Origin of the sequence: Brevibacterium sp. SIMBA_078 (genome assembly GCF_046534565.1) — a bacterium.
Classification (GTDB): domain Bacteria; phylum Actinomycetota; class Actinomycetes; order Actinomycetales; family Brevibacteriaceae; genus Brevibacterium.
The window spans coordinates 1-276 of the sequence record NZ_JAWRYQ010000178.1 but is presented as its reverse complement, the minus strand read 5'-3'; the positions used below and the strand labels follow the sequence as shown (position 1 = coordinate 276).

At 44.6% G+C, this 276-nt stretch carries 1 protein-coding gene; it reads right to left on the bottom strand.

The annotated features are described in order from the left end of the window. A partial coding sequence (locus tag SB749_RS19345) for a hypothetical protein (RefSeq protein ID WP_410711734.1) occupies positions 1-258 on the bottom strand: 258 nt, incomplete at its 3' end. Positions 259-276 lie beyond the last annotated feature (18 nt).

The window sequence follows — 276 nt, the reverse complement described above, 5'->3', positions numbered from 1 at the left end:
ATAGTTATTGGTTAACTTCCCTTCTTTATGGGTCAATATATGGGTAATTTCTTCGTCTGGATTAACGGTATACAAACTAAGATGGTTGTCGCCTGTAACCGCTCGTAAATCTTGTCCCAGTACGTGCGCGAAGTCCTCCAGAGACGTCAGCGAATCGTACTGCCCCAACTCCAGCTTGTTAAGAAATAGCTGTTTTAGCTCGGGAACCACTTCCGGTTCTATGTAATTGGCCTGCATAACATCGAACGTTTTAGTCATCAGCTGACGAACATGTCC